The sequence below is a fragment of the Herbaspirillum sp. CAH-3 genome (assembly GCF_009668275.1).
GTDB lineage: Bacteria > Pseudomonadota > Gammaproteobacteria > Burkholderiales > Burkholderiaceae_D > Herbaspirillum > Herbaspirillum aquaticum.
Genome location: NZ_VSWE01000016.1, coordinates 12,829 through 34,228 on the forward strand (window position 1 = coordinate 12,829; position 21,400 = coordinate 34,228).

Here is a 21,400-nt window from a genome sequence, read left to right on the forward strand (position 1 = left end):
TGATAAATGGTTGTCAGTAACGTTTTGTCCCGGAGCTTACAGTGGTTTGTCACTGCACTGCTGTTACTTTATCCGGTAGCTGCACTGGCAATACACAATGCCGGCAATGCGATTTTCTACTTGATGTTGCTGGCTTCGCTGGCTTCGCTTGCGTTGCGTATCCGTCCGGCTGGTATGCCCGGCTTCGCTTCGCTGTTGCGCCGCTACTGGCCATTGTGCGTGGCGCTGGCTGCTACGGTGCTGGCGGTGTTCCTGCAACAGGCATCGGCTGGCCAGTTTGCCTTCAAGCACTATGATCGGGCGCTGCGGCTGGCGCTGTTCCCTTTGGTTTTATGGATTCTGCTGTTGGTTGATCTCAAGCATTTGAAGCTACTGACATGGAGTTTCATGGCGGCGGCGCTGGTGCTGGCGGTCAAGGCCTACCTCTTTACCGACGGTGGCGTGGTCCGTGACGGAAACATTGGTTTCATTTCCGTGATCGCTTATTCGAACATTGCCTTGTTGTTCGGCGTACTGAGCCTGTGCGCTTTCCGTGGCGATGGCCGCGTGCAGAAGCCGCTGTGCCTGTTGGCCTTTCTCGCCGGCGCCTATACCGGTGTGCTTACGCAGACGCGCGGTGGCTGGGTCGCGGTAGGGCTGTTCGTCGTGTTCTTTTTTTCCGTGTCCCGCATGAACATCGGCCGCAAGCTGCTTTGTGTGCTGGCTCTGGCGTTGGCGCTTGGGGCGATGTTCTCGTTCAATCAGGCGGCACGCGAGCGATTGTTCAATACAAGCTCGGAAATCAGCAGCTACGCCCAGGGGGAACAGAAGAGCACTGCGGTGGGCATACGATTACAACTATGGGGCGCCGCGCTCAAGCTATTCGCGCGCAATCCGGTATTTGGCATCGGCCGCGATAACTATGAGCCGAACATAAAGGCGATGGCGGACCGCGGCGAAGTGACCCGGGAGCTCACTACGCTGGCGCATTCGCATAATGAGCTGCTATTTAGCATGGCCATATCCGGTATTTTCGGCGCCGCAGCTTTACTGGCGGTTTATCTCGTTCCCGCTTGGTACTTTGCCAGCCATCTACGAGATACATCCCCGGACTGCCGGGCGGCGGCGCAGTCCGGCTGCCTGATCGTCATCGGATTCTTTGCGTTTGGCCTGACCGACCTGATGTTTTTCTGGCCAGTGCTGGACGGGCTATATGTCATCCTGTTGGCGGCATTCCTGGTGCAAGTCAAGAAAAGCGCTACCCCAGTCCCGATCGTGGCCTAGGGGCCCGGTTTGGATTCAATCTGGGGGCAACCCTCCGTGAGCGGTCGCCAAGTGTCGCCTGCCCTTGTTGCAGCTGCTTGCCGTGGCACCACCACGGCGCGTCGCCGCGCCTGTGCAGTCAACGCTTGGCGATTTTTCGCACGCGCAGATTGAACGTGAACAGGCCCTAGCGCTCCAGCTCTTTTTCTCCAATCCAGCTGGAGACGATTTTCAGCACCGTCTCCGGTGTGATCTTTCGCATGCAATCGCAGGTGGGTTCGGTAATGCGGCGGCAGTCGGCGCTGCATGGGATGTCGGTGGCCAGATTGTGTGCGCGCTTGCCCAATGCGGCCCAGCGACCCATGTGCATCGGTCTGGTCGGCGGGAACAATCCAAGTGTGCGCTGGCCGATCGCAGCTGACAGGTGCAGCGGGCCGGTGCCGCTGGCGATCAGGCCGTCAGCCTGATGAATGAATGCGGTCAGGCGCGACAGGCTGAAGCGGCCACAGGTATTGCTTACATTTGGCTGCGCCAGCAGCAAGGATGCATGCTCTTCCAGCCACTTTCCCTCTCCAGCGCTACCGGTCAGCCAGATATGTAGCCCCTCGTTGTGGGCCAGTTTCCGGGCCAGTTCAATGTAGTGTTCCACCGGCCACTCGCGGCCGTGACCATTGGACTTGGTGTGCAGGATCAGGTTGAACTGGTAGGGCGCAAAGCCCGCCGCAATCTCCTCGTCGCGCGGCACGGTGAAGTGATACAGATCAGGAATCTCTTCGCGCGTGGGAATGTGGTCATCGCCATACGGGCGCAGGAATTCGAAATTGATCTGCGACTCATGGTTCTCCGACAGCCCCTTGCTGAAACGCACGCGGTCATTGCAGTAGATCAGCTGGTACACCTTCTGCCGCGCATTGCCGATGCGGTGCTTCACGCGGGCGAAAAAGGCCGCCTTGGCCAGTTCACGGTTGGGCTGGGCCAGGATCACGGTATCGATGTCGCTGCCGCGCAGGAAGCCAACCAGGTCATCGGCCACATTCTCTTCTTCCACGACCTCATCGATGTCGTCGCAATAACGCACCACATCGGCCGCGTAGCGGCGACACAGGAGACTGATCTTCACGCCCGGATTGAGTTGCTTCAGCCGCGCTGCCATGGGCAGGGTCAGGACGATGTCGCCGATGTTGTCGGTGCGACTGATGAGGATATGCTTGCTGGTGATCGGCATGACAAAGAGGTGTGTTTCTGTTCTTGCGGTTGTACGGGCTCAGGCGGAAAGCGGCGCGCTGTTCATCGCGCGCGGCGTTTGCGCAGGTAGCGCACGTACCACTTCAGGCTCTCCAGCGGTCGTCCCTGGCGGTACATGAAGCGCGAGTGCATGCGCAGTTCCTTGGTATTGCGCGGCTCCTGGTCCAGCGCCATGTCGGCCCAGGGCGAGATGTCGAGATAGCGGCGGAACAGCGTGCAGGCCTCATGCCTGCTCCACGCCGCCCACGGCTTCACGGCACCGGCGAAGTGCACGAAGATGGCCTTGCCGACCGGCTTGAGCGCGAACTTGTTCACGTTCAAATCGTGGATCAGGTCATACAGGTAATTCCACTTCGGCGACAGGTAGCGCGCGCGGCCGTTGAGAACGATGTTGAGCGCATCCTGGTCGTTGAAGCGCATGTCGGTGGTGCTGTTGAGCAGGGCATCCAGGGTCTTGGGCGTAATATCCTCTGCCAGCCACTTTGGGATGTTGATGAAGATCACGCCGCCGTTGAAATATTCATTGTGCGCCAGTCCCAGCGCCGCCACCCGGCGCTGCAGGGTGACCGGGGCATCCGGTACCACGACCGCGATGTCCTGCGAGATATCCATGTCCACCAGTTCATCGACGCGGTTGAAACAGAGGATATCGGCATCCAGGTAGAGCACGCGGTCGGTCACCCCGGCCAGCACCGTGGGAATGACCAGGCGCGTGAAGATCGACAGCGAATAATGCGAATGGCCGAGGAAGTGCGAGAACTGCGTGAAGTCCGCCAGGTTCAGCAGGTGCAGCTCGGTCTTGACGCGATACATCGATTCCAGCTGCTTGAGGCGCCGCTGATGCTCTTCCGACACCTCGAAGGCCAGCACGTGGAAGGTGAAATGCTGTCCCGGGTTGTTGGCCACGATGGAGGCGATGGTGCCGCCCATGGCGCGGAAATAATTGTTGTCCACGCAGAAGGCGATGTGGAAGGAAGGCTTGCCGTTTTCCGGCACGGCCATGATCTCTTGCTGGCTGGGGACGTTCATCAGATCGCTTTCATGACTTGTTCTACGCTCACCGCCTTGACCCAGTCGCGGCGGCCGGGCGCGGTGATGACGGTGCTATGGTCGCGGTCGACCGGCACCCATTCCGGATTCTTCTGGCGCATCAGGGCAATGACCGGTACCTGTACCGCATTGGCCAGGTGCATCACCGCCGTTTCCACCGAGATGATGAGGTCGCAGCAGGCCAGCATGGCCGGCAGCTGGAAGAAGTTTTCCTCAGCGCTGAAGAGCTGCGTGCGCTGCAGGCCATAGCGGCCGATCACTTCGCGTGCATGGGCCAGCTCCTGGGGAACGGCGTTGACGATGAAGCAGGCCTCTTCCCAGCCCGGCCGCGCTTGCATGGCCTGGATCAGTGCAGCCACGTGCTCCAGCGGCCAGCAGCGTTTTTTGGTCTTGGCATAGGGATTGATGAAGACCAGCTTGCCATGGCGTGGCGCGAACTGCCAGGCCACCAGCTGGTCCCGCGCGTACTGGTGCCACTGCGGCGGGATGTCGACGAAGGGGAAGCGTGCCGCGCCGGTAACTTCGACGCCGCTCAACTGCCGGAACCAGTGCGCATAGACATCACTGATGTGATGCTCGGGTGTCGGGCTGCGGTAGGGCGGCATGGCTGCATCGAGCTTGCGATAGGCCAGCAGGTGATGCGGCTGGAACAGTTTCACCGTCTTCTTCATGCCCACCACCCAGCCCTCGGGGCTGATCTCGCGCGCCAGTGCGGCATACAGGTGCGGGCGCAAGGTGGCCAGCGAGACCACAATGGGATAGTGCTCGCGGCGCGCCTCGGCGATGGACTCGCGATACAGCTCGGGACTGTAGGTGCGGGTGTAGACCTTGGCGAAGAAGGGGCAGGCGGCGGTCCAGTCGTACAGGGCGTATTTCTTCAGGTGCGGCCACTGGCCGGCATCTGCGGTGCGCCGTACTTCGTCGACCCACAGGTGAATCTTCATATGGGGGTTCTGCTCGGCAAAGCCCCTGAAGAAATTCTGCAGGTAGGTGAAATCGCCCAGGGCCAGGTGGGCGATGAAGAGGATTTTGTCCGACTTCTGCAGCAGGTCGGCGGGGATCAGGGTGTCGTCTTGGCGCATGCTCAGGCGGAGGCTTCCTGTTGCTGGGAGAACTGCAGGCGGTACAGGTTGGCGTAGACGCCTTCCTTCTGCAGCAGCTCCTGGTGGTTGCCGATCTCGGCGATCTGTCCGTGCGAGAGCACCACGATGCGGTCGGCGCGTTCGATGGTGGACAGGCGGTGGGCGATGACGAAGGTGGTACGGCCCTGCATCAGGCGATCCAGCGCGGCCTGCACGGCGCGTTCGGATTCGGTATCCAGCGCCGAGGTGGCTTCGTCCAGGATCAGGATCGGGGCATCCTTGTAGATGGCGCGGGCAATGGCCACGCGCTGGCGCTGGCCGCCGGACAGGCGCGAGCCATTGTCGCCGATGCGGGTTTGCAGGCCCTCGGAGAGGCCGGCTACCACGTCGGTCAAGTGCGCCGCTTCCACTGCGGCATCCACCCGCGCCGGATCCGGCTTCGGGTCGCCATAGGCGATGTTGGCGGCCAGGGTGTCGTCGAAGAGCACCGTGTTCTGGTTCACCATGGCGATCTGCTGGCGCAGGCTCACCAGGGAAATGGTTTCGATGGGACGGCCGTCGAGCAGTATCTCGCCCGAGGTGGCCGAATAGAAGCCCGGCACCAGGCTCACCAGCGTCGATTTGCCGCCGCCGGACATGCCCACGAAGGCGATGGTTTCACCGGCCTCGACATGCAGGTTGATGTTCTTGAGCGCCAGCTGCTCATGGCCGGGATAGGCGAAGCTGACATCAACGAAATCGAGCGTGCCGGTCGCGCGTTGGGTCAGCGCTTCGCCGGTGGTGCGTTCGGTGGTCTTGTCGATCAGGTTGTAGACCTCTTCGGCAGCGGCCATGCCGCGTTGCAGGGGGCCGTTGATTTCGGCCAGCTGCTTCAGCGGGGCCAGCAGCATCAGCATGGCGGTGATGAAGGAGACGAAACCGCCCACGGTGATCTGGCCGTTGCCGGACTGGATCAGCGCCATCACGATCACGACCGCTACTGCGGTAGCCGTCATCAGCTGCGTGATCGGGACCGTGGAAGAGAACGCTGCCGTCATGCGCATGGTGTAGCTGCGCAGGTTTTCGGCGCGGCGGTGGAAGCGTTCCTTTTCGTAGTCATGGCCGCCGAAGATCTTGATGACCTGCTGGGCGCGCGTGGTTTCCTCGATGACCTGGGTCATCTCGGCATTGACGTTCAGGGAGTCGCGATTGAGTTTCTTGAGGCGCTTGCCGGTGGTGCGCACCACAATGGTCACCAGCGGCAGCAGCACCAGGGTCACGATGGTGAGCACCCAGTTCAGGTACAGCAGCCAGGCCAACAGGCCCAGCACCGTCAGGGCCGAGCGCAGGATGGAGGTGAACACCTTGGTGACCATGTCGATGATCTGCTGCACCTCGAACATCATCGAGTTGATGACCTTGCCCACCGTATTGGTGGCATAGAACTGCACCGGCAGGTCCAGCATGCGGGCAAACATCTGGCGCCGCAGTTCATTGAGGATGCGGGTGGAGACCCAGGTCATCATGTAAGAACTGGTAAAGGTGGCGATACCGCGGATGAAGAAGATGCCGATCACCGCCACCGGCACCAGCCACAGCGAAAACATCGGCTTGCCCACGAAGCCCTTGTCCAGCAGCACCTGGAAGATGTAAGGCACGACCGGTTCGGTCGCTGCAGTGACGATCATGGCAATGAAGGCGATGGCCAGCCGTTTCTTGTAGGGCCAGTGCAGGGCGGCCAAGCGTTTCATGTTGTGGGACAGCATCGGGATCCTTGCTTGCAGGTCATGCAGATAACGAAAAAGAGAGATTATGCCGTGTTCGCCGGGCTCACAGGCTGTTCCTGCGCCAGCGACCACAAGATCACCATCAGGAAGGCCAGCATCATGACGCCATTGTTGTGCGTCAGGAACGCCTGGGTCAGGCCGAAGGCCAGATAGCTGAGCATGAGCATCATGCCGCCCGCTGCTGCCAGCCGGGCTTCGCGGCTGCCTGCCTGGCACAGCCGGCGGGCGAACAGCTGCAGGGGCAGCAGATACAAGGCCAGCACGGCCAAGAGGCCAGGCAGGCCATGCTTGACCACGGCATCGAGGTATTCATTGTGCAGGTGGGTGTGTTCCTCGACCGAGGGCGAGGCCAGGCCCTCGCGCACCATCTGCTGCTTGGCCTGCATCATGCCTTCCTTGCCCCATCCCAGCAGCAGGTGCTGCGGGGCCAGGTGCAGGCCGACCCGCAGCATTTCCAGGCGGGCGCCCACGGACGAGTCGGCATTGGCGCTGCGGGTGTAGTGATCCGCTTCGGTCATGGCCTGGCGGGCACGGGCCGTCAGCGGGGAGTTGGGCAACAGGGCCAGTGCGGCAATGGCCACCAAGCCAGCCGCACCCAGCTTGAGCAGGAGCCGTCCCTGGCCGGCCCGCAGCAGCAACCAGGCGGCCAGCAGGGCACAGCAGGGCAGGGCCAGCCAGCTGCCGCGGCTGCCGCTCAACAGGCAGGCGGCCAGGCCCAGCAGCACGCCGGCGGCGGGAAGGAGTTTCCAGGGGAGAGACTGGCGCAACTGTATGGCGCGCGCCAGGCCGCAGGCGGACAGCACGGCCAGCAAGGCGCTGATGTTGCCGTACTGGATGGGGTTGGTACTGCCGCCCGGACGGTCCAGCGCCAGCGCCAGCCATTGCCACAGGCTCAGCAGTCCGGCTCCGATCGCTCCCACGGCCGCGCCATGCCACAAGGCGGCAGGATGCGGCGGCCAGGCACGCAAGAGCAGCAGGGCCGGGATGGCCAGCAGGAAACGGGCGGGCGCATCATATTGGCGGCCAGGCGCGTGATGGATCAGGTTCAGCAGGACATGCAGCCCGAAATAGCCGGCCAGTACCGCCACCAGCAGCCAGTCTTCCCGCTGCAGGCGCACACGGGGCGCTGATGGAAGCAGCAGCGCCAGCGCACCCAGCACCAGCATGGCCGCGCCCAGCGAAAAACCGCTAGGGATGACCAGTGAAATTGCACAGAGAAGGAAGACAGCGAAGGAGGGTTGGATGGGCATGGATAGCACGAAAGCGCAGGCGGCCGGCCGCGAAGTGCGCATTGTAATGCATGCGCTGCGGCCGTCCCCCGGGCTGGCCATTACATCAGGACGATGTCGTATTGTTCCTGCTGGTAATCACTCTGCACCTGCAGCGACACCGGCTTGCCGATGAAATCCCCGAGCATGGCCAGGTGCTGCGATTCCTCTTCCAGGAACATGTCCACCACCACCTGCGAGGCCAGGATGCGGAATTCGCGGGGATTGAACTGCTTGGCCTCGCGCATGACCTCGCGCAGGATCTCATAGCACACCGTGCGCGGGGTCTTGACCTGGCCACGGCCCTTGCATGCCGGGCAGGTCTCGCAGAGGATGTGGGCCAGCGATTCGCGGGTACGCTTGCGGGTCATTTCCACCAGCCCCAGCGTGGAGAAGCCCGAGACCGAGATCTTGGTGCGGTCGCGCTGCAGCGCCTTGCCCAGCTCGGCCAGCACGGCGTGGCGGTGCTCCGTGCTCTCCATGTCGATGAAGTCCAGGATGATGATGCCGCCCAGGTTGCGCAGCCGCAGTTGGCGTGCAATGGCGTGCGCCGCTTCCAGGTTGGTCTTGAAGATGGTGTCGTCGAAGTTGCGGCCGTTGACGAAGCTGCCGGTGTTGACGTCGATCGTGGTCATCGCTTCGGTCTGGTCGACGATCAGGTAGCCGCCCGATTTCAGGTCCACGCGGCGCCCCAGGGCGCGTTCGATTTCCTCTTCCACGCCGTACAGGTCGAACAGGGGACGCTCGCCCCGGTAGTGCATCAGCTTGGGCAGCACCGAGGGCGTATAGATGGCGCCGAACTCCTGCAGCATGTGGAAGTTCTCGCGCGAATCGACCTGGATGGTGGCCGTCTGGTCGGAGACGAAGTCGCGCAGCACGCGCTGCGCCAGCGACAGGTCCTGGTGCAGCAGGGTGGGGGCCGGCTTGGTCTTGGCCTGCTTGATGATGGTGGCCCAGGTGGTGCGCAGGTATTCCACGTCCATCTGCAGATCGGAGTCGGAAGCATCCTCGGCCATGGTGCGGATGATGAAGCCGCCTTTTTCTTCCGCCGGCAGCAGCGCCTGCACCTTGCTGCGCAGGAGTTCGCGTTCGGCTTCGTTCTCGATGCGCTGGGAGATGCCGATGTGCTTGTCCTGCGGCAAGTAGACCAGCATGCGCCCGGCAATGGAGATCTGCGTGGACAGCCGCGCACCCTTGGTGCCGATGGGGTCCTTGATGACCTGCACCGTGATGGTCTGGCCATCGTGCAGCAGTTTCTCGATGGGAATGGCCGGCGCGTTCTGGCCGTCGTGCGGACGGGCTTCCCAGATGTCGGCCACGTGCAGGAAGGCGGCACGCTCAAGGCCGATGTCGATGAAGGCCGATTGCATGCCCGGCAGCACCCGCACCACCTTGCCCAGGTAGATGTTGCCGGCCAGGCCGCGCGAGAGGGTGCGCTCGATGTGCAGTTCCTGCACGGCGCCTTGCAGGATCAGCGCCACGCGCGTCTCCTGCGGCGTGATGTTGATGAGGATGTCTTCGCTCATAGGATGCGAACGCCCGCTTGTTGTAATAGTTGAGCCGTCTCGAAGAGCGGCAGCCCCATGATACCGGAATGGCTGCCCACGATATGGCTGATGAAGACCGAGGCCAGGCCCTGGATGCCGTAGGCACCGGCCTTGTCGTAGGGCTCGACGGTATTGCAATAGGCGGCAATGGCCTCTGCGGTCAAAGGGGCAAAGCTGACGTCGGACTGCTGCACGATCTGCCAGACCTCGGTTTCCACACCGTGCGTCACGCCCACAGCCACGCTGGTCAAGACCTGGTGGGTCCGTCCGGAGAGCAGGGTGATCATGCGCACGGCTTCATCGTGATCGGCCGGTTTGCCCAGGATCAGGTCGTCCACCACCACGGTGGTATCGGCCGCAAGCAGCGGGCGATGCGGCAGCTGGCGCAGGATCATGGTCTGCTGGGCGCTGTCGAGCTTGGCGCGGGTGACGCGGGCGACGTAGTCCAGCGGGGCTTCGCCGGGCAGCACGCTCTCGTCGACTTCCTTGTCGGAGAGCATGAGTTCGAAATCAATGCCGATCTGGCGCAGCAGTTCGCGGCGGCGCGGGCTTTTCGAGGCGAGATAGATTTTGTGGTCCGCTTGTTTCATTGAGCCAGGGATGTCAAGAGCCGGTACCGGGAGGCCGGAAGCCGGCGGTGGACGCCGTCAGGCGCGGTGATACGGATGGTTCTGCGTGATTGACCAGGCGCGATAGAGCTGCTCGGCCAGCATCACCCGCACCATGCCGTGCGGCAAGGTCATGCTGGAGATGCGGATGAGCGTATCGGCACCGGCCTTGAAGCCGGGATCGAGCCCGTCAGCCCCGCCGATGACGAAGGCCACGTCGCGCCCGTCCTGCTGCCACTGCACCAGCTGCTGGGACAACTGCACCGAGGTCCAGTCGCGCCCGCGTTCGTCCAGCGCAATCACGCGCGCGCCCTTGGGCAGCGCCGCTTCGATCTTCTCGCGCTCCTGCGCCATCACGGTTTCTGCCGTGCGGCTGCCGGAACGTTCGACGGGTTTGATTTCCTTGAGGATGATCCGGCATTCCGGTGGCATGCGCTTGGCATACTCCTGGAAGCCGGTTTCTATCCATGCCGGCATCTTGTGGCCGACGGCCGCGATGACCAGCTGCATCAAGCCTTGCTGGTGCGTTTGGCGGCCGGCTTCTTGGCGGTCTCGCTCTTGGCGGGCGCCACGCGCACGGTCTTGCCGGTCGGGGTCTTGGGCGCAGCGGCCTTGCGGGTGGTGCCGGCCTTGGTGGTCGTGGTCTTGCTGCCGGCTGCGGTACCACGGGTGGTGGTGGTCTTGGCCGCCGTGGTCTTGGTGCCGGTAGTACGGGTGGTGCGGGTCGTGCCGGCAGCAGCGCGGGTACCGGTGGTGCTGGTGGTGGTGGCGCGCGGCTTGCGGGCCGGCTTTTTCGGTGCGTCCTCGTCGTCGTCCAGGGCCTGGCTGGCTTCGACGGCTTCAGCCTGGGCGCGGGTGCGGCGGGTCTTGGGGGCCGGGGCTTCGTCGGCCGCGGCACGCTTGGCGGCAGCCGAGGTGCCGGTGCGCTTGGCCGCGCCCAGCTTGACTTCCTTGTCGCCCCAGATTTCTTCCAGGCGGTAGTAGGTGCGGATGGCCGGCTGCATGATGTGCACGATCATGTCACCCAGGTCGACCAGCACCCATTCACCGGTGTCCTCGCCTTCAACGCTGACGACGTTGCCGCCCTTGGCCTTGACCTTGTCGCGCACGGACGCAGCCAGCGCCTTGGTCTGGCGGTTCGAGGTACCGGAGGCGATGGCCACGCGGTCGAACAGGCTGGTCAGGTGCGAGGTGTCATAGATGCGGATTTCTTGGGCCTTGACGTCTTCCAGGGCGTCCACGACCAGGGTTTGCAGTTTTTTGATGTCCATTATTGAGTTCGGTACAGATGTTGTTGTTCGATATAGTCTAGCACCCTGCCCGGGATCAGCGAATCGGGTCGGATGCCGCGTTGCAGCTGGGCACGGATTTCAGTCGACGAGATATCGACCGCCAGCCCGAGGGCCAGGTAGCCGTATCCGTGCGTGGTGCTGCGGATCTCTTGCGGCGCAGCGCTGCGCCGCTTGAATTCTTCCCTCACGGCCGGCGGCACGTGAGCGTCGGCCAGCTCGAAGCCGGGCCGCGAGGCGGCGCACAGGTGCGCCAGGTCAAACAGTTCCTGCCAGTGTTGCCAGGTGTCCAGGTGTTGCAGTTGGTCCGCGCCCATCAGGAACACGATGGACACCTCCGGTCCCAGCTCGGCGCGCAATGCGCGCAGGGTATCGATGGTATAGGTCGCGCTGGCGCGGCGAATTTCCTGTTCATCGATGACCACCGGCACCTGCTGGCGGTCGAAGGCGCGTCTTGCCATTTCCACGCGATCGGCCGGGGTGGCCTGCAAGCCGTGCTTCTGCCACGGATTGCCGGCAGGGATCACGCGCAGCTCATCGGGCTGCAGCAACTGCACGAAATGCTCGGCCAACAGGACATGGCCATTGTGCACCGGATCGAAGCTGCCGCCGAGCACGGCAATGCAGCGCTGCGCCGCGGGCGGCACCATTACAGCCATTCCTTGTGGACCAGGAAGTCCGAATACAGCGCCGCTTCCGGGCTGCCCGCCTCGGGATGCCAGTCATAGCGCCACTTCACCAGCGGCGGCATGGACATGAGGATGGACTCGGTCCGTCCGCCGGACTGCAGCCCGAACAGCGTGCCCCGGTCGAAGACCAGGTTGAATTCCACGTAGCGCCCCCGGCGATAGGCCTGGAAGTCGCGTTCACGCTCGCCGTAGGGCGTCTCCCGGCGCGCCGCCACGATGGGCAGGTAAGCGTCGAGGAAGGCATCGCCCACGCTGCGTTGCAGGGCGAACGCCTGCTCGAAGGGCAGGGCATTGAAGTCATCGAAGAAGATGCCGCCCACGCCGCGCGGCTCCTTGCGATGCTTCAGGTAAAAATAGTCATCGCACCACTTCTTGAAGCGCGGATACAAGTCATCACCATAAGGCTGCAGCGCATCGCGGCAGGTGCGGTGGAAGTGGACTGCATCTTCCTTCACGCCGTAGTAGGGCGTGAGGTCCATGCCGCCGCCAAACCACCAGACGGCTTCTTCGCCTTCGGCATGGGTGGTGAAGAAGCGCACGTTCATGTGCACCGTCGGCACGTAGGGATTGCGCGGATGCAGCACCAGCGACACGCCCATGGCTTCCCAGGCGCGGCCCGCCAGGTGCGGGCGGTTGGCCGCCGCCGAAGGCGGCAGGTTCTTGCCCATCACGTGGGAGAAGCCGACGCCGCCGCGTTCCAGCAGGTTTCCTTCTTCCAGCAGGCGCGACGTGCCGCCTCCGCCTTCGGGGCGTTCCCAGGAATCCGACAGGAAAGTCTTGCCATCAGCGGCTTCCAGCGCTGCGACGATGCGCTGTTGCAGGTCTTGCAGGTAAGCCTTGACGGCAGCGGTGTTGGTGGAGGCGTTGGAATGGGTGGTCACGGCGGGTCGCTCTGGTACACGGTTACTGGACGGAAATGCGTTCCAACCCGCCATTGTACCTTGACAGCCCCGGGCTGGGGCGTCAAAAGCCGGTCCGCAGGTAATGCCGGACCGGCGTTGTGGGGCAAAGGCCTCAGTTTTGCGGCGGCTGGGCCAGGGGCACGGCCACCTGGTAAGTCGCCGGCGCCGGCCAGCCTTCCTTCAGGCAGACCTCGGCGATGGCATTCTGCACGTCGTTGTAGACCTGGCCGAAATTGGGCGTGGGCGCGTGCACACGCAGGGCGATCAGGGTGCCGGTGGCATTGAATTCCTGGATCACGATGCCCGGCGCGGGCGTCTGCAAGACGTTGGGAATGGCCTTGATGCGCTCAGAGAGCTTGGCGATGGCCTGCTGCGGATCGACGCTGTAGGCAATCTGGCAACGCAGGTCGGTGCGGCGGGTGGCGTTGACGTTGTAGTTGATGATGTTTTCCGAGAACAGCTTGTTGTTGCCGATGATGACGCGCAGGTTGTTGTCGGTAGTGATGATGGTGGTCACGAGACCAATGTCGGAGACGGTGCCGGTCTGGCCGGCGGCGGTGATGTAGTCGCCCACCTTGAAGGGGCGCAGCACCACCAGGAAGATGCCGGCCGCAAAATTGGACAGCAGGCCCGACCAGGCCACGCCCAGCGCCACGCCGACCGCGCCGATCATGGCTGCAAAGGACGTGGTCGGAATGCCGCACACCTCCAGGATGCCCATCACCAGCAGGATGCGCAGGATGACGTGCATGGCCGAGCTGGCGTAGTTGATGAGCGTGGTCTCGAACTGGCGTGCGGTCAGCACGCGACGCACGATCCTGGAGAGGGTGTTGATGAACATGCCGCCGACGATCCAGATGACGATGGCGGCAATCACCTTGAGCCCGAAAGGCACCAGGTAGAGGTTGATCAAGGTTTCGAAATTGAGCAGGTGGTCTGGCATCGATATGTCCTTTTCTTCTGGGAATGCGGTTCGTGGCGCCGGCATGCTGGCCGGAAACGCCCGTCGTGCTTAGGCTACGGCAGTGTCATTTTGTTGCAGTGGCACGGGAAGAGCCGCGCATGCCTGCAAAATGAAATCCCCCGCAACACGCACGGCGTTGCGGGGGATCTGCACGGCATGCGGCCCGGCTTAGCGCTTCAGGGCGCGCCAGCCGATGTCGCGGCGCATCTGCGAGCCGGCGAAGTGGATCAGGTCGGCAGCGTCATAGGCGTGCTTCTGCGCGACCTTCACGCTGTCGCCCAGGCCCACCACGCACAGCACGCGGCCACCGTTGGTGGTCAGCTTCTCGCCGTTGAGGACGGTGCCGGCATGGAAAGTGACGCAATCGGCGGTCTCGGCCGGGATGTCGGTGATGAGGTCACCCTTGCGCGGTTCTTCCGGATAGCCGTGGGCGGCCATGACCACGCCCAGCGCGGTACGGCGGTCCCATTCCAGCTCGATCTTGTCCAGCGTGCCGGTGACGGCATGTTCGAACACGGTCAGCAGGTCCGTCTTCAGGCGGGCCATGATGGGCTGGGTTTCGGGGTCGCCCATGCGGCAGTTGAATTCCAGCGTCTTGGGATTGCCTTCGGCATCGATCATCAGGCCCGCGTACAGGAAGCCGGAGAAGGGGATGCCATCCTTGGCCATGCCCTGCACGGTCGGCACGATGATCTCGCGCATCACGCGCGCATGCAGCGCCGGGGTGACGATGGGGGCGGGCGAGTAGGCACCCATGCCGCCGGTGTTGGGCCCCTGGTCGTGATCCTGCAGGCGCTTGTGGTCCTGGCTGGTGGCCAGGGGCAGGATGTTCTTGCCGTCGACCATGACGATGAAGGAAGCTTCTTCACCCGCCAGGAATTCCTCGATCACCACGCGCGCACCAGCATCGCCCAGCTTGTTGTCGGAGAGCATCATGTCCACGGCCGTATGCGCTTCTTCCAGCGTCATGGCGACCACCACGCCCTTGCCGGCAGCCAGGCCGTCGGCCTTGATGACGATGGGCGCGCCCTTCTTGGCGATGTAGTCGTGCGCGGCTGCCACGTCCGAGAAGGTCTGGTACTCGGCGGTCGGGATGGCGTGACGCTGCATGAAGGCCTTGGCGAAGTCCTTGGAGCTTTCCAGCTGCGCCGCTTCCTTGGTGGGGCCGAAGATCTTCAGGCCACGGGCGCGGAAGACGTTGACGATGCCGGCTGCCAGCGGGCCTTCCGGGCCGACCACGGTCAGCGCCACATGCTCCTGCTCGACGAAGTCGGCCAGGGCCACGGGATCGGTGATGGCGATGTTCTGCAGGCGCTCGTCGAGCGCGGTGCCGCCATTGCCGGGAGCAACATAGACCGTCTGGATGCGCGGCGACTTGGCAATGGCCCAGGCCAGCGCATGTTCACGGCCACCGGAGCCAACAACTAGGATTTTCATGGGATAGGAAGATAAAAGTGGCGAATGGGGCGAAAAAGGGTCGTCTTGTCCGTATCTGTATAAACCGGCCGGGTGATCGGGTGAATTATTCTTCGATCACGGCGTTGGTATAGAGCTCCTGGGTATCGTCCAGGTTCTCCAGCGCATCCAGCAGCTTCTGCATCCTGACGCCGTCCTCGCCCGCAAACACGGTCTCGGTGGAGGGCTTCATGGTGATCTCGGCGACTTCGGCCTTGAAGCCGGCGGCTTCCATGGCGGACTTCACGGCCGAGAAATCATTGGGGGCGGTCAGCACTTCGATGCCGCCTTCGTCGTCGGTGAGGACGTCTTCGGCACCGGCTTCGAGCGCCGCTTCCATGACGGCATTCTCATCGGTACCGGGCGCGTACATCAGCTGGCCACAGTGCTTGAAGAGGAAGGCCACCGAACCTTCGGTCCCCATGTTGCCACCGAACTTGGAGAAGGCGTGGCGCACTTCGGCCACGGTGCGCACGCGGTTGTCGGTCATGCAATCGACGATGATGGCCGCGCCGTTGATGCCATAGCCTTCATAGCGCACTTCTTCATAGTTCACGCCATCCAGGGCGCCGGTGCCGCGCTGGATGGCGCGGGTGACGTTGTCCTTGGGCATGTTGGCGTCGGAGGCACGGTCCACGGCCAGGCGCAGGCGCGGGTTGGTGTCCGGATCGCCCCCGCCCATGCGGGCGGCGACGGTGATTTCCTTGATGAGGCGGGTCCAGACGCGACCACGCTTTTCATCCTGACGGCCTTTACGGTGCTGAATATTGGCCCATTTGCTGTGTCCAGCCATGTTCAATCTTTCCTGCGAGAGGGTGGGGCCAGAACCGTCCGGCCTGCGCAAGCCGCGCCTGGAGGCGCCTCGGCAAGACCGGCGGGCGCGGGCAAGGCATGGCTGCAGCAGGGGACCCGGCGCCCAGGGCTCGATAATGCATTTCCTGGCGCCATGTTCTGACTATAATCGGGCGGGCATTTTACCATACCGCCACCCCGTCATTTTTGCCTTGAAGGCTCAGTCGAGATGATTAATCCGCTTCCCATCGCCACCCATGCCGGCGGGCAACTGTGCCTGCTGCCCCAACTGGCCAACCGCCACGGCTGCATCACGGGCGCCACCGGCACCGGCAAGACGGTCACCCTGCAGGTGCTGGCCCAGGCCCTCTCCGAGATCGGCGTGCCGGTCTTCATGGCTGACGTCAAGGGCGACCTCTCCGGCCTGGGCAAGGCCGGCAGCGCCTCGCCCAAGACCACCGCGCGCCTGGCCCAGCTGGGCCTGCCCGAGCCGGCCTGGGCCGCTGCCCCGGTGGCGTTCTGGGACGTCTACGGCGAACTCGGCCATCCGGTGCGCGCCACCGTCTCCGACATGGGCCCGCTGATGCTGGCCCGCATGCTCAACCTGAACGATACCCAGCAGGGCGTGCTGCAACTGGTCTTCAAGATTGCCGACGATCACGGCCTCCTGCTGCTCGATACCAAGGACCTGCGCGCCATGCTGCAGCATGTGGGCGAGAATGCGGCCCAGTTCAAGACCGAATACGGCAACATCTCGGCGGCCAGCGTGGGCGCCATCCAGCGCGGGCTGATCGCCATCGACGAGCAGGGCGGCGACCGCTTCTTCGGCGAACCGATGTTGAACATCGAGGACTGGATGCAGACCGATGCCCAGGGGCGCGGCATCATCAACATCCTCGCCGCCGACAAGCTCATGAATGCGCCGCGACTGTATTCCACCTTCCTGCTGTGGATGCTCTCGGAGCTGTTCGAGCACCTGCCCGAGGTGGGCGACCTGGACAAGCCGAAGATGGCCTTCTTCTTCGATGAAGCCCACCTGCTCTTCGATGAGGCGCCCAAGCCGCTCTTGCAGAAGATCGAGCAGGTGGTGCGCCTGATCCGGTCCAAGGGCGTGGGCATCTACTTCGTCACGCAGAATCCGCTGGACATCCCCGACACCGTGCTGGGCCAGCTCGGCAACCGCGTGCAGCACGCCCTGCGCGCCTATACCCCGCGCGACCAGAAGGCGGTGCAGGCGGCCGCTGAAACCTTCCGTCCCAACCCCATGGTCAATACCGCCCAGGCCATCACCGAGCTGGGCGTGGGCGAGGCGCTGGTGTCCTTCCTCGATGAGAAGGGCCGGCCCACTATGGTCGAGCGCGGCTATGTGCTGACCCCGGCTTCGCAGATCGGCCCGATCAGTGCGGAGGAACGACGCGCCCTGATTGCCTCTTCGCTGGTGGCCGGCGTCTACGAACAGGCCGTCGACCGCGAGTCGGCCTATGAACGCCTGAAGGGCCGCGCCGTCCAGCAGCCACAGGCGGCCCCTGCACCGGCCCCGGTTCCGCAGCCAGCCCCCGCTCCGGCCGATGACAATGCCTGGGGCGCATCGGCAGGCCGCAGCGCACCGGCGCCTGCCGGCACGTCGCGTCCGAGCGGCGGTGCGCGCATGCCGCAGTCCCGGCCTCAACCCCAGCCTGCGCCGCAGAACCAGCAAGAGGAGAGCGGCGGCCTGGGCGACCTGCTCAAGGATGCCGCCGGTGGCATCTTCGGCAGCGGCGGCGGCAATCGCCGCAGCGATTCTCCCCTGCAGGCCATGGTCAAGTCGGCCGCGCGCAGCATCGGTTCGCAGGTCGGGCGCGAGCTCATTCGCGGCGTGCTCGGCTCGTTGATGAAGAAGCGCTGACGCTGCGCTGCGCCCGCCCGCGCGGCGCGGGCGCAGCCCAGGGTTTACAATCGCGGCCATGACTGCCGCCCCCACCCCCGTTCATTCCACCCCGCGCCAGGCCTTCCTGGGCGGGCTGCTGCTCGCCATCATCGGCGCCATCTTCTTTTCCGCCAAGGCCATCGTGGCCAAGCTGATGTATCGCTACCAGGTCGATGCCGTCATGGTGATCACGCTGCGCATGCTGTTTTCCTTCCCCATGTTCGCCGCCGTGGCGCTCTGGAAGGCGCGCACCCAGCCGCCGCTGGCGCGCGCCGACGTGCTGCGTATCGTGGTGCTGGGGTTGATGGGTTATTACCTGTCGAGCTTCCTCGATTTCCTCGGGCTGCAATACATCTCGGCCGGGCTGGAACGATTGATCCTGTTCCTCACGCCTTCCTTCGTGATGCTGATCGCCTTTTTCTTCTTCAAGCGCAAGGTCGGCTGGATCGAATGGGCGGCGCTGCTGGTGTCCTATTTCGGCACCGTGCTGGTGCTCCAGCATGACCTCCATACCGGCGGCAGCAACGTCATCCTCGGCAGCGCCCTGGTGCTGGGATCGGCCCTGAGCTATTCGATCTACCTGATCTCTTCCGGCGAGCTGGTGCGCCGGGTCGGCGCGGTGCGGCTGGTGGCCTATGCCATGTGCGTCTCCAGCGTGGCCTGCCTGATCCAGTTCTTCATATTGCGCGCGCCCGCCGACCTGGTCACGCAGGTGGCCCCGGTGTACCAGCTTTCACTGTTCAATGCGGTGTTCTGCACGGTGCTGCCGGTGTTCCTGACCATGGTGGCAGTAGCTCGCATCGGCGCTCCCACGGCCGCCCAGGCTGGGCTGGTGGGGCCGGTCTCGACGCTCTTCATGGGGGCCGTGCTGCTGGATGAACCGATTACCGGCATCCAGCTGGCCGGCACCGCCCTGGTGCTGGCGGGCATGTGGCTGCTGTCGCGCAAGAAGCGCTGAGGCGTTCTATACTGCCCCTCGACATATGAATATCCAGGCTTGAAATCCACCCGATACAAGGAGACCCAGATGGCAAAAGCAATCCGCATGAGCAAGACCGGCGGCCCCGAAGTCATGGAATACGTGGACGTGGAAGTGGGCGAGCCGGGTCCCGGTGAAGTCCGCATCCGCCATGCAGCCGTCGGCCTGAACTTCATCGATTGCTATTTCCGCTCCGGTCTCTATCCGCAGCCGCTGCCGGCCGGCCTGGGCCAGGAGGCCGCCGGCACCATCGAAGCCGTTGGTGCGGGCGTGGCCGGTTTCCAGGTCGGCGACCGCGTGGCCTATGCCGGCCGTCCCAATGGCGCTTATGCCGAAGCGCGCGTGATGCCGGCCGACATCCTGGTCAAGCTGCCGGACGCCATCAGTTTCGACACCGCCGCGGCCATGATGCTGCAGGGCATGACCGTGCAATACCTGCTGCGCCAGACCTATGCCGTGCAGCCCGGCGAGACCATCCTGTTCCATGCGGCGGCCGGCGGTATCGGTTTGATCGCCTGCCAGTGGGCGCGCGCCCTGGGCGTGAACCTGATCGGCACCGTCAGCAGCGACGAAAAGGCGGCCCTGGCCAAGGAGCATGGCGCGGCCTACGTCATCAACTACACCACCGAAAACTTCGTCGAACGTGTCAAGGAAATCACCGGCGGCAAAGGGGTGCCGGTGGTCTATGACGCCATCGGCAAGGACACCTTCACCGGCTCCCTGGACTGCCTGCGCCCGCGCGGCATGATGGTCAGTTTCGGCAATGCCTCCGGTCCGGTGGCGCCGTTCGGCGTGTCCGAACTGGCCTCGCGCGGCTCGCTCTTCCTGACCCGCCCCTCGCTGGGCAACTACATCGCCACCCGTCCCGAACTCGATGCCACCGCCGGCGACCTGTTCGACATGGTCCAGAGCGGCAAGATCAGCATCGAGATCAACCAGCGCTACGCCTTGAAGGATGTCGGCCAGGCCCACGCCGACCTGGAAGGCCGCAAGACCACCGGTTCGACCATCCTGATCCCGTGATGGCCGCGTGATCGCCTCATGACCCTGCCACAGGAGGAATTCTCATGGACCAGCCCCCGCGCGACCCCGGCCTCGACAATCCCATGGGCCATCCCCCCGAGCAGGCGGCCGGCGCCGACGGCTCGCCCAAGTTCGGGCGGCTGTTGGCGGTGCTGATCTGCGCGGTGCTCATGATCGTGGTCATTACCTTCGCCAGCGAAGCCTACTTCTCCTAGTTTTTGGCCGGATATCGAAATACTTCGGTATGAATCTCGCAAGTTATCGGGATTTACCCAAGACTATGCGTGGATCGCGCAATTTTCTTCGCCTTGATCGTCAAATGCTGCCTTCGGGCCTTGGTGTGATTTCCTTCACACCCGGGCTTCCAGGGAGAACTTTTTTGGCGGGAGAGGAAGATGGGAAGGAGCTGGCACGGGGTCGCCGTCTGGTGCGGCCGCCTGGCATGGGGGCTGGCGTGTTGCCTGCAGGTGGCGCTGGCAGCCGAGAATGGGGTCACCGCCAAGGAGATCGTACTGGGCCAGTCCGCGCCCTTGACCGGCCCGGCCGCCGAGGTCGGGCGTGATTTCCAGGAAGGTGCGCGCACCTATTTTGCCCAGGTCAATGCCCGTGGCGGCGTGCACGGCCGCCGCGTGCGGCTGCTGAGCCTGGACGACCGCTACGAACCCGAACGCACCCTCGCCAATGCCCAGCAACTGATCTGGCGCGACAAGGTCTTTGCGCTGTTCGGCTTTTCCGGCACGCCTACGGTGCTGGCGGCGCTGCCGGCCATCCGCGAAGCCGGTATTCCACTGATTGCCCCGCACACAGGGGCTTCCGCCCTGCGGGAACCCTTCAACCGCCTGATCTTCCACGTGCGCGCCAGCTATGAGCAGGAAACCGATTTCCTGCTGCGCCAGCTGCAAGGCACGGGACGGCTGCGGGTGGCGGTGTTCTACCAGGACGACGAACTGGGCCGGGCGCTGCTGGAGAACCTGCGCCAGCGCGCGGCCGTCTACGGCCTGACCGTGGTGGGGAGCCTGCCCATCGCGCGCAATACCGATGCCGTGGACGCCGCTGCCGAACAGTTCATGCAGCTGCGCCCGGATGTGGTGATCCAGGCAGTGTCCTATCAACCGGCGGCCGCGCTCATCCTGCGCATGCGGGCGGCGGGCTACCTGGGCGGTTTTTCGCACTATTCTTTCGTGGGCAGCCACTCCCTGGCGGCGCGCCTGAAGCAGGGCGGGGTCGGCACCGAGATTACCCAGGTGGTGCCCTTTCCCAACAAGGCCAGGCTGCCCATCGTCTACGAATACCAGAAGGCGGTCGAACGCCACGGCGGCAGCGGCTGGAACTTCGTCGGGCTGGAGGGCTACATCGCCGCGCGCGTGCTGGTCGAGGGCTTGCGCCGTGCCGGCCCGCAGCTTACCCGCGCCGGCCTGATCCGGGCGCTGGAGAGCATCACCCCGGCCAACTACGACGGCGGCGGCTTCAGCCTGCACTTCAGCCGCAACGATCATAGTGGTTCGGATTTCGTCGACCTGACCGCCATCGGCAGCGGCGGACGCTTCATCAATTGAGCCGACGGTGCCGCGCCAGCAGAGCGGCAGGGGGATG

20 protein-coding genes are annotated in these 21,400 nt (G+C 64.0%); 6 read left to right on the forward strand and 14 right to left on the reverse strand.

All coding sequences use genetic code 11. The features are described 5' to 3' along the window. The first annotated feature begins 6 nt into the window (after window positions 1–6). Window positions 7–1,263, forward strand: coding sequence for an O-antigen ligase (locus FYB76_RS20215; protein WP_154134825.1), 1,257 nt, complete (start codon window positions 7–9; stop codon window positions 1,261–1,263). A 166-nt stretch (window positions 1,264–1,429) separates the two neighbouring features. Here the strand turns inward: FYB76_RS20215 and FYB76_RS20220 are convergent, their stop codons facing one another. From FYB76_RS20220 to FYB76_RS20285, 14 genes are all read right to left on the reverse strand, one after another. Next, on the reverse strand, window positions 1,430–2,467 hold the full coding sequence (locus tag FYB76_RS20220; protein ID WP_154134826.1) for a glycosyltransferase family 9 protein: 1,038 nt from the start codon (window positions 2,465–2,467) through the stop codon (window positions 1,430–1,432). A 62-nt stretch (window positions 2,468–2,529) separates the two neighbouring features. Beyond that, window positions 2,530–3,516: a glycosyltransferase family 8 protein gene (locus FYB76_RS20225; RefSeq protein WP_154134827.1), complete on the reverse strand. Its 987-nt coding sequence runs from the start codon at window positions 3,514–3,516 to the stop codon at window positions 2,530–2,532. After that, window positions 3,516–4,619, reverse strand: coding sequence for a glycosyltransferase family 9 protein (locus FYB76_RS20230; RefSeq protein WP_154134828.1), 1,104 nt, complete (start codon window positions 4,617–4,619; stop codon window positions 3,516–3,518). The genes FYB76_RS20225 and FYB76_RS20230 overlap by 1 nt, the downstream gene beginning before the upstream one ends. 2 nt (window positions 4,620–4,621) lie before the next feature. Beyond that, window positions 4,622–6,364, reverse strand: coding sequence for a lipid A export permease/ATP-binding protein MsbA (gene msbA, locus FYB76_RS20235; protein WP_154134829.1), 1,743 nt, complete (start codon window positions 6,362–6,364; stop codon window positions 4,622–4,624). Between the two features lie 44 nt (window positions 6,365–6,408). Then, entirely contained in the window at window positions 6,409–7,635 is a 1,227-nt protein-coding gene (locus FYB76_RS20240; RefSeq protein ID WP_154134830.1) for an O-antigen ligase, read from the reverse strand. An 80-nt stretch (window positions 7,636–7,715) separates the two neighbouring features. Continuing rightward, complete coding sequence (gene rng, locus FYB76_RS20245; protein ID WP_154134831.1) at window positions 7,716–9,179, reverse strand: ribonuclease G; 1,464 nt, start codon at window positions 9,177–9,179, stop codon at window positions 7,716–7,718. Beyond that, window positions 9,176–9,790 (reverse strand): nucleoside triphosphate pyrophosphatase, encoded by a 615-nt coding sequence (locus FYB76_RS20250; RefSeq protein ID WP_088757259.1) that lies wholly within the window; start codon window positions 9,788–9,790, stop codon window positions 9,176–9,178. Before FYB76_RS20250 ends, rng begins: the two co-directional genes overlap by 4 nt. A 57-nt stretch (window positions 9,791–9,847) precedes the next feature. Beyond that, window positions 9,848–10,318, reverse strand: a complete 471-nt coding sequence (gene rlmH, locus FYB76_RS20255; protein ID WP_006464668.1) for a 23S rRNA (pseudouridine(1915)-N(3))-methyltransferase RlmH — start codon at window positions 10,316–10,318, stop codon at window positions 9,848–9,850. Further along, entirely contained in the window at window positions 10,318–11,079 is a 762-nt protein-coding gene (gene rsfS / locus FYB76_RS20260; protein ID WP_154134832.1) for a ribosome silencing factor, read from the reverse strand. The genes rlmH and rsfS overlap by 1 nt, the downstream gene beginning before the upstream one ends. Continuing rightward, a complete protein-coding gene (locus tag FYB76_RS20265) occupies window positions 11,079–11,747 on the reverse strand; it encodes a nicotinate-nucleotide adenylyltransferase (RefSeq protein ID WP_154134833.1) in 669 nt (222 codons plus the stop codon). Before FYB76_RS20265 ends, rsfS begins: the two co-directional genes overlap by 1 nt. Next, window positions 11,747–12,667, reverse strand: a complete 921-nt coding sequence (gene hemF / locus FYB76_RS20270; protein ID WP_088757256.1) for an oxygen-dependent coproporphyrinogen oxidase — start codon at window positions 12,665–12,667, stop codon at window positions 11,747–11,749. The genes FYB76_RS20265 and hemF overlap by 1 nt, the downstream gene beginning before the upstream one ends. Before the next feature lie 133 nt (window positions 12,668–12,800). Then, a complete protein-coding gene (locus tag FYB76_RS20275; RefSeq protein ID WP_154134835.1) occupies window positions 12,801–13,631 on the reverse strand; it encodes a mechanosensitive ion channel family protein in 831 nt (276 codons plus the stop codon). A gap of 189 nt (window positions 13,632–13,820) precedes the next feature. Then, complete coding sequence (purD, locus tag FYB76_RS20280; protein ID WP_088757254.1) at window positions 13,821–15,089, reverse strand: phosphoribosylamine--glycine ligase; 1,269 nt, start codon at window positions 15,087–15,089, stop codon at window positions 13,821–13,823. An 85-nt stretch (window positions 15,090–15,174) separates the two neighbouring features. After that, window positions 15,175–15,900, reverse strand: coding sequence for a YebC/PmpR family DNA-binding transcriptional regulator (locus FYB76_RS20285; protein ID WP_034336305.1), 726 nt, complete (start codon window positions 15,898–15,900; stop codon window positions 15,175–15,177). A gap of 228 nt (window positions 15,901–16,128) precedes the next feature. Between FYB76_RS20285 and FYB76_RS20290 the strand changes: the two genes are divergently transcribed. The 5 genes from FYB76_RS20290 to FYB76_RS20305 all read left to right on the forward strand — a co-directional run bounded on the left by FYB76_RS20290 (window position 16,129) and on the right by FYB76_RS20305 (window position 21,363). Further along, window positions 16,129–17,784 (forward strand): helicase HerA-like C-terminal domain-containing protein, encoded by a 1,656-nt coding sequence (locus FYB76_RS20290; RefSeq protein WP_154134836.1) that lies wholly within the window; start codon window positions 16,129–16,131, stop codon window positions 17,782–17,784. Between the two features lie 58 nt (window positions 17,785–17,842). Next, the gene (locus FYB76_RS20295; RefSeq protein ID WP_154134837.1) at window positions 17,843–18,763 is read left to right on the forward strand and encodes a DMT family transporter; all 921 of its coding nucleotides are present in this window, start codon (window positions 17,843–17,845) and stop codon (window positions 18,761–18,763) included. A 69-nt stretch (window positions 18,764–18,832) separates the two neighbouring features. Next, window positions 18,833–19,807, forward strand: coding sequence for a quinone oxidoreductase (locus FYB76_RS20300; RefSeq protein ID WP_154134838.1), 975 nt, complete (start codon window positions 18,833–18,835; stop codon window positions 19,805–19,807). 44 nt (window positions 19,808–19,851) lie between these two features. Continuing rightward, complete coding sequence (locus FYB76_RS26705) at window positions 19,852–20,022, forward strand: hypothetical protein (protein ID WP_166675083.1); 171 nt, start codon at window positions 19,852–19,854, stop codon at window positions 20,020–20,022. Window positions 20,023–20,202: 180 nt separating this feature from the next. Continuing rightward, a complete protein-coding gene (locus FYB76_RS20305; protein WP_154134839.1) occupies window positions 20,203–21,363 on the forward strand; it encodes an ABC transporter substrate-binding protein in 1,161 nt (386 codons plus the stop codon). Window positions 21,364–21,400: the final 37 nt, after the last annotated feature.